This is a genomic window from Candidatus Abawacabacteria bacterium, assembly GCA_016207805.1.
Lineage (GTDB): Bacteria > Patescibacteriota > Gracilibacteria > RBG-16-42-10 > RBG-16-42-10 > JACQZO01.
This window is the reverse complement of the sequence record JACQZO010000007.1, coordinates 74,262-80,680: the sequence shown is the minus strand read 5'-3', so window position 1 is coordinate 80,680 and position 6,419 is coordinate 74,262. Positions and strand designations below refer to the sequence as shown.

Here is a 6,419-nt window from a genome sequence, read left to right as displayed (position 1 = left end):
TTGGAGAAGGAGAAGGTTGTATGCATACCGAGAGGATCTTTGTCCTATGACAACAAGCTTCTCCTCTCCTTCCCCAATCTTACTTTCTCACCAACAAGATGTCATTTCTTCTTGGCTCTTCCTGTATATGACAATTGGGATGAGGGGCTTACCTGGCTGATTTGTCGAATGTTTTTGGTCTCAGCAAAAACTGACCAAGTTGTTTCATGAGCAAACTCTCCTAATTGTCATCTCGACCTCGTGGAGAGATCTGATGGAGATATAGCCAATAAGCATTATCTCTAAAGATTATTTCATCTCTTCCCCACATCACATCATTCCCAGACAAGGTGAGTAGCTTCCAATTGTATTCCATTATATTCTTCCTGCGTAATTTCTCTGCTGTATGGAATTTATTTACTTTATTGTTCTAGCACTGGCTCTGATATTTGTTGCCTATCGGGTCTCGCTAATTGGGCATAAAGTGGACAATCAATTGAATTCCACAGTTACTTTTGCCCAGGATCAAGTGAAAAATAGCCATGGCTTAGTGACCGATGTTGCTTCCAGATTGACTAGTATTGAACAGACGCAGAGGCAAGTATTAGGGCTGACTGAACAAATCCGTGAGCTAGAAATGATTTTCAAAAACCCCAAGCGGCGGGGAATTATTGGTGAAATGATGCTAGCCGAGCAGTTGCGTGAAGTGATGCCTGCTGATGCATATATTTTACAATACCGATTTCCTAATGGCAGTATTGTTGATGCGGTAATCAAAATGCGAGAAATGATTATTCCTATCGATGCTAAGTTTCCTTTGGAAAATTTTGGCGATGAAGATAGAGAACGCGAGTTTTTTCGTGATGTGAAGCTACGCATTGAGGAAACTGCTCAATATATTTTAGCTGGTGAGAAAACCAGTGAGTTTGCTTTTATGTATGTGCCCGCGGAAGGTGTCATGGAAAAGCTCTTAGAGGCAGATATTGTGCGTTATGCTTTCGAAAGAAAGGTGATGCTAGTTTCACCCCTCACTTTTTTTGCCTATCTGCAAACTGTAATTCATGGTCTCAATGCTTTAAAGATCGAGGCGAAAACAAAAGAAGTGTTAGTGCAATTGGGTAAAGTGCGAGAAGCATTAAGTACTTGGCAAGATTGTTTTGCTAAAGTCGGCAAAAACCTAGATTTGGCATCGCATGCCTATGAACAGGCCAATAAAGCCTCAAGTAGAATTGATGCTACTATTACTAAGCTTTTAGACTAATAGCTATGTATTTTTCAGATATTCACCATATCGCTATTATTTGCTCTGATTATGAGCGTTCCAAGAATTTTTATACGCAAATATTAGGTTTTAGTATCATTCGAGAAACTTATCGTGAAGGACGAAAGTCCTTTAAACTAGATCTTAAAGTAAATGCCAATACCCAAGTTGAGCTATTTTCTTTTGAGCAGCCTCCTAAAAGATTGACGCAGCCAGAGGCCTGTGGCCTGCGACACCTAGCCTTTGCAGTTGCTGATTTGGATCTTGTCGTGCACTATCTCAGGGAAAGCAATATAACAGTAGAGCAAATCCGTTTGGACGAGCTTACTGGCAAGCGCTTCACCTTCTTTCATGATCCTGACGGTACGCCTTTGGAGATATACGAAAGTTGATTGATAAAAAAAGCGGCCCCAAGTCTCTACTTAAGGCCGCTATAGCTTACTGTTTTGTGATTTTTTACACCTCAATACATACACCTGCTGCTACTAATTCTTCTGCAGCAATTTCAGCAGATTCTGAAACTATTTTTCCTTGAGCATCAAGTACTTGCCGTTTGGAATAAGTTGCTCCATCACGTGAAATCAATTGATCATATTGGCGACGAGAGAAAAGTCCTTGTACCGTATAGTTTGTTTGATCGACCACTACTAACTTTTCACCTTCATATCGATAATGTTTACACATTTGCTGTACGCCATCGATATAAAGGCGTTCTTCAATTGGTAGTAATAGTTCATTGTACTCACGCAATGATGTTACCATGGTACCATCAAAGTAAATGATAGTGCTTGAACGTGGCAATACCTTGTGCTCATTAAATACTGCTAATTCACGTTTAACCTGCCAAAGTAACTTGCCACTAAGATCATATTCATTTCTTTCTACCAAAAAACTCTCTTCGAGGAAGCTAATATAACTATCTGTATGATTACCAACAACATTACCTTGAGAAAACGTAGGAATACTCAAGGACATGCTATAGGGGACATCCTGAAGTGAGCAAACAGAAACAGAACGAGGGGCTGGCGCGAGGGACATAAATTTGTTTTTATTTTTGTGATTTCTATTCATTGTAACAAACTCTACCTACTTGAACACTCCTTTGCGCTTTACTCAAGAATGGGTTTGTTATGAAAATATAAAATAGAGCAAAAGCTTACTAATCAAAACTATCAATCAAATAGAGATAAGTAAGCCCTAGATCTTAGTAATGATACTTTTGTCCTTTGCTAATTTTGTTTGCCCTAAAGATTTGTTCTAATAGTACTATATAAGCGAGTTCATGAGGAAAGGTTAGCGGCGATAGACTTAACCTGTGCCAAGCAGCGGGTAAAATTTCATAGTACCAACCAAATGGTCCGGCGATTACTAATGTTGCTTCCTCTAAGCCTTGTAAATAAGGTTGTACCATTTGGGCGAAAGCAAGAGAGTCGTGGGGTTTTCCTATTTCAGCCAATATATACACATTTCGTTCGGCGGCTAATCTATTGATTACTTCTTGGCTATCTTTTTGCACATCATCTTTACCCTTTAAAGTAATTATCTTCAGAGCTGGTAGCATGGTAAGGTAATGGTTTTCTGCCGCCAGAATATAGGGCTCGCGAATTTTGCCAATACGGACAATAGTTAGTTTCATAGAATGATAAACATATTCACTCTGCCTCAAATCTTATTGCCAATCAATCAATTTTTAGACAAAGCCCATCATTGCTGTTATATCGATTGTGATAAATATAATTCAGCATTCAGAATTCCTAATTTAGAATTATCATGGCTTCCTTCCAAGAAGAAATAGCATTGTGGCAAGCTGGCTTTCAATACATTGCAGGCATTGATGAGGTTGGTCGTGGGCCTTTAGCGGGGCCTGTTACAGTAGCAGCAGTAATATTGCCAGCAGACTTTGATAATAATACTATTGATGATTCCAAGAAGTTGTCTGTGCGAGAAAGAGAATATTGTTATCAGGATATTATTGATCATGCCGTAGCCTATAGTATTATTCATGTTTCGCCTCGAGTCATCGATAAAATCAATATTTTGCAAGCGACCAAGAGAGCAATGCAACAAGCGGTAAAAAGTTTATCTACTATTCCTGACTTTCTTTTGCTTGATGCAGTAAATATCAATATGCCTGGTATTCCCCAAAAGGCGATTATAGCAGGGGATGGAATCAGCAAAAGTATTGCCGCAGCCTCAATTATAGCCAAGGTAATAAGAGATCGATTGATGTGCGATCTGGACAAAAAGTATCCTCATTATGGTTTCGCGAAGCATAAGGGGTATGCTACTGCGGAACATATTGCTGCTCTTAAGCAATTAGGACCGGCTCAGTGTCATCGTCATTCATTCCTGAGCTTCCTGGATTCTTGAGTTTGTGTCCGTACATTTCTAATAAGGTAAGCAGGAAAACTGTAATCATGGGGCCAATCACTATACCCATAGCGCCAAATACACTAATACCACCCAATACGGCGAAGAAAATTACTATGCCGGGCAAATGGGCCTTATTACCCATGAGATAAGGACGCAACAAATTATCGATGGTGCTGATAATGAGCAGACCAAAAGCTAGGAGTAAGAAGCCTTTAACATAAGCGCCGCTAACAAATAAAATAATACTTGCGGGAAGCCAAATGATTGGTGTTCCAATTAAAGGCATTAGGGCAAAGAAGGTAGAAACAAATGCCCAAAAGATTGCTCCAGGCAGGCCCAATACGGCAAAAGCTATGCCTACTAATGTGCCTTGAATCATGGCTGTTAAAAAGGTACCACGGATAATAGCCTGACTGATATCAGTAAATTTTTGACTCAAAATTGCTTCATTGCTCGTAGATATTGGGCTGAATTTACTAATTTCTTCCATGATTTTTTTACTATCTCGAATGAGGAAAAAGAACATGAGTACTACAAAAAATAAATGCAGTAGCAGCATGGAGATGCTGGTGAGTAAATCCGTACCACCTTGATATATCCAGAGAGACACTCTGGTAGCTTGATCGGCTAGTGGTCCTTTGAGATCAATAGTTTTGATATCAATATATTGGCTAATAAAGTTTGTGGCATCTTGTAACCAGGGGTGCTGTTGGATTTGAAACATGCGCTCCAAATTGCCTGACTGGATTTGATCGCGGATAAAATTGTAGGTAGCAAAGGATTCATTGGTAATGGTGGTAACCAATAAAGCAATTGGGCCGATCACAATAATAATGAGCAAAATAGTGCACAAACAAGCGCTAAGATTATTGTTTGCATTATTCTTTCTCTGCATATAATGATACAAAGGCTTCATGATAGCTGCTGCACTAGCGGCCAAGATGAAATCATACAAGAAAGGTGCATATGTTAAATATGCTAAATAGAGGCCCAGGAAAATTAGCAACAAAATAAAATGTAATTCATGTTTGTTTCTGACAGTGCTCATAGATGAGATTAGCTACAAAATAAGTATAAGCTAAAATAGCTGTTCAGGCTATGTTGGAATAATTGTTTTTCTTGCCGCTTTTTGCCTGCTCAACTTCATCAAGTGGTTGGGTAAGTAATTCTAATTTGTGGCCGCAGTACTTACAAATATGGTTTTTACTTTGCCAGCCAGTAATCAAATAATTGATTTGTAACATAATATGGGTAAGTTGCAGATTATCCTCACTATACTGGCGAAAATTATCTAATTGGAGGCCCAAATTGAGAATGCTAAGAATATCAGGATTGTCACTAATGATACTTTGGTTCTCTAGAATATTTTGTAATGCCTTAAAGTAGTCTACTAAATAATGAGGTGCTAACTTCTCCTGAAAAAAACGCGCATAGAGAGCGAAGCTTAGCTCATATATTCGTCTCTCCAAAAACTCATCTTCATAATGATAAAGCTGATAAAGCAGCTTGCGACAATAAGGATTTTTATCTCTAATCGAAAGAATAGTGGTGCTCCAATCCAGTTTTGTCATGAAATAATACCAAAAGCAATCCTCTTTATAGTTTCTTTTACTACTCTTAGTCAACTGCTGTGTAGCAAAGTTTTAACCTGATTTAAATACTAATTAAAAAGTTTCACGATATCCTTGTAGGTAATGGCTAGCATGAAAAGTAGCAATAACATCATGCCAATCAAATGAACCTTACCTTCAATGAGTTTATTCCAACGTTTAGGAAAGATACTTTCTAGGAGGACGAAGAACAATCTGCCACCATCAAGTGCCGGAAAAGGAATGATATTTACAGCTGCCAAGCTCAAAGAGAGTAATGCAATTAATTGTAAAAAGGGGATAAAGCCATTTTGAGTCACTTGAGCTGTAAGCTTGAATATTCCTACCGGGCCTGTTACTTCTTGGCTCAGCTCCAGTTTGGTAAACAACTGAGTGATCAATTTGCCAAAACTAGCAAAGGTCTCTCGTAGTATCAATACGCTGTCAACAGCACCATAGTAGATAGCTTGATGTGGGGGTAATTGAATTTCTTTTAAGGTCATATTCTCACCATAAGCTAAGCCAATTTTTTCATTTTCCTTGAGAGCAGGTATCCCGTATGTCTGATTATCAATGGTCAGACTAAAACCAGCATTTTTGTACTTACCGATTAGCTCGTGCAACTGTGCGGTAGTTTTTACCGTGGTATTGTTAATCTTTTCAATTTTCCCTTCATTTGGAATCCCGATACTTTCTCCTAATGAGTCTTTTTGAATTTCGCGAATTATCACTCCATTTCGTTCTAAAGCTTGATTAAATAAAGGTGAATCTGGAATTAAGGGTTTCATGCCCACCATATAGCCAATGCTAAAGAGGACAATTGCCAATAGGACATTCATGGCTACACCAGCACACAGTATTAATGCTTTCTGCCACCAGGTTTTAGCTTCAAAATGATCTGCAGTTCGAGGTGTGTCGACGGCCGCTTTGGGATCGAAGTCATCTTGTCCTAGCATTTTCACGTAGCCACCGAAGGGAATAGCATTGATCGCATACAAAGTATCACCTTTTTTCTTACCCCACAGTCTGGGTGGTAAGCCAAAAGCGAATTCTTCTACTTTCACGCCGCACTTCCTAGCTACCCAAAAATGTCCCCATTCATGCACCAAGACAAGGATACCAAGAATGAAGAGAAAGCTAGCAATATTAATTGCCGTATTGAGTATGGTTGCAAACATGGGGGAATTATTACGGAGTCAAAAATCTGATTACTGAAA

Annotated in this window: 8 protein-coding genes; 3 read left to right on the top strand and 5 right to left on the bottom strand. The window is 38.9% G+C overall.

Annotation, left to right across the window (positions count from 1 at the left end):
• Window positions 1–385 precede the first annotated feature (385 nt).
• Entirely contained in the window at window positions 386–1,240 is an 855-nt protein-coding gene (locus HY817_02045) for a DNA recombination protein RmuC (GenBank protein ID MBI4836018.1), read from the top strand.
• A 5-nt stretch (window positions 1,241–1,245) separates the two neighbouring features.
• Window positions 1,246–1,632: a VOC family protein gene (locus HY817_02040; GenBank protein ID MBI4836017.1), complete on the top strand. Its 387-nt coding sequence runs from the start codon at window positions 1,246–1,248 to the stop codon at window positions 1,630–1,632.
• 64 nt (window positions 1,633–1,696) lie between these two features.
• Here HY817_02040 and HY817_02035 read toward each other — a convergent pair whose 3' ends face one another.
• Together HY817_02035 and HY817_02030 are read right to left on the bottom strand one after the other, a co-directional pair.
• Window positions 1,697–2,278, bottom strand: coding sequence for a hypothetical protein (locus HY817_02035; protein MBI4836016.1), 582 nt, complete (start codon window positions 2,276–2,278; stop codon window positions 1,697–1,699).
• Window positions 2,279–2,444: 166 nt separating this feature from the next.
• The gene (locus tag HY817_02030) at window positions 2,445–2,876 is read right to left on the bottom strand and encodes a 23S rRNA (pseudouridine(1915)-N(3))-methyltransferase RlmH (protein MBI4836015.1); all 432 of its coding nucleotides are present in this window, start codon (window positions 2,874–2,876) and stop codon (window positions 2,445–2,447) included.
• A 134-nt stretch (window positions 2,877–3,010) separates the two neighbouring features.
• On the opposite strand from HY817_02030, the gene HY817_02025 reads away from it, so the two are divergent.
• Complete coding sequence (locus HY817_02025) at window positions 3,011–3,610, top strand: ribonuclease HII (protein MBI4836014.1); 600 nt, start codon at window positions 3,011–3,013, stop codon at window positions 3,608–3,610.
• On the opposite strand, the gene HY817_02020 is transcribed toward HY817_02025, so the two are convergent.
• From HY817_02020 to HY817_02010, 3 genes are all read right to left on the bottom strand, one after another.
• Window positions 3,549–4,661 carry an AI-2E family transporter gene (locus HY817_02020; GenBank protein ID MBI4836013.1) on the bottom strand — a complete coding sequence of 371 codons (1,113 nt, stop codon included), beginning with the start codon at window positions 4,659–4,661 and terminating at the stop codon, window positions 3,549–3,551. The two genes, HY817_02025 and HY817_02020, sit on opposite strands and share 62 nt — an antisense overlap.
• A 43-nt stretch (window positions 4,662–4,704) precedes the next feature.
• On the bottom strand, window positions 4,705–5,184 hold the full coding sequence (locus tag HY817_02015; protein ID MBI4836012.1) for a hypothetical protein: 480 nt from the start codon (window positions 5,182–5,184) through the stop codon (window positions 4,705–4,707).
• A gap of 89 nt (window positions 5,185–5,273) precedes the next feature.
• A complete protein-coding gene (locus HY817_02010; protein ID MBI4836011.1) occupies window positions 5,274–6,380 on the bottom strand; it encodes a site-2 protease family protein in 1,107 nt (368 codons plus the stop codon).
• Window positions 6,381–6,419 lie beyond the last annotated feature (39 nt).

Excerpts from the sequence above, each read along its gene's own strand:
- HY817_02045 (MBI4836018.1), top strand. The coding sequence starts at position 386 with ATGGAATTTATTTACTTTATTGTTCTAGCACTGGCTCTGATATTTGTT.
- HY817_02040 (MBI4836017.1), top strand. The coding sequence starts at position 1,246 with ATGTATTTTTCAGATATTCACCATATCGCTATTATTTGCTCTGATTAT.
- HY817_02035 (MBI4836016.1), bottom strand. The coding sequence starts at position 2,278 with ATGTCCCTCGCGCCAGCCCCTCGTTCTGTTTCTGTTTGCTCACTTCAG.
- HY817_02030 (MBI4836015.1), bottom strand. The coding sequence starts at position 2,876 with ATGAAACTAACTATTGTCCGTATTGGCAAAATTCGCGAGCCCTATATT.
- HY817_02025 (MBI4836014.1), top strand. The coding sequence starts at position 3,011 with ATGGCTTCCTTCCAAGAAGAAATAGCATTGTGGCAAGCTGGCTTTCAA.
- HY817_02020 (MBI4836013.1), bottom strand. The coding sequence starts at position 4,661 with ATGAGCACTGTCAGAAACAAACATGAATTACATTTTATTTTGTTGCTA.
- HY817_02015 (MBI4836012.1), bottom strand. The coding sequence starts at position 5,184 with ATGACAAAACTGGATTGGAGCACCACTATTCTTTCGATTAGAGATAAA.
- HY817_02010 (MBI4836011.1), bottom strand. The coding sequence starts at position 6,380 with ATGTTTGCAACCATACTCAATACGGCAATTAATATTGCTAGCTTTCTC.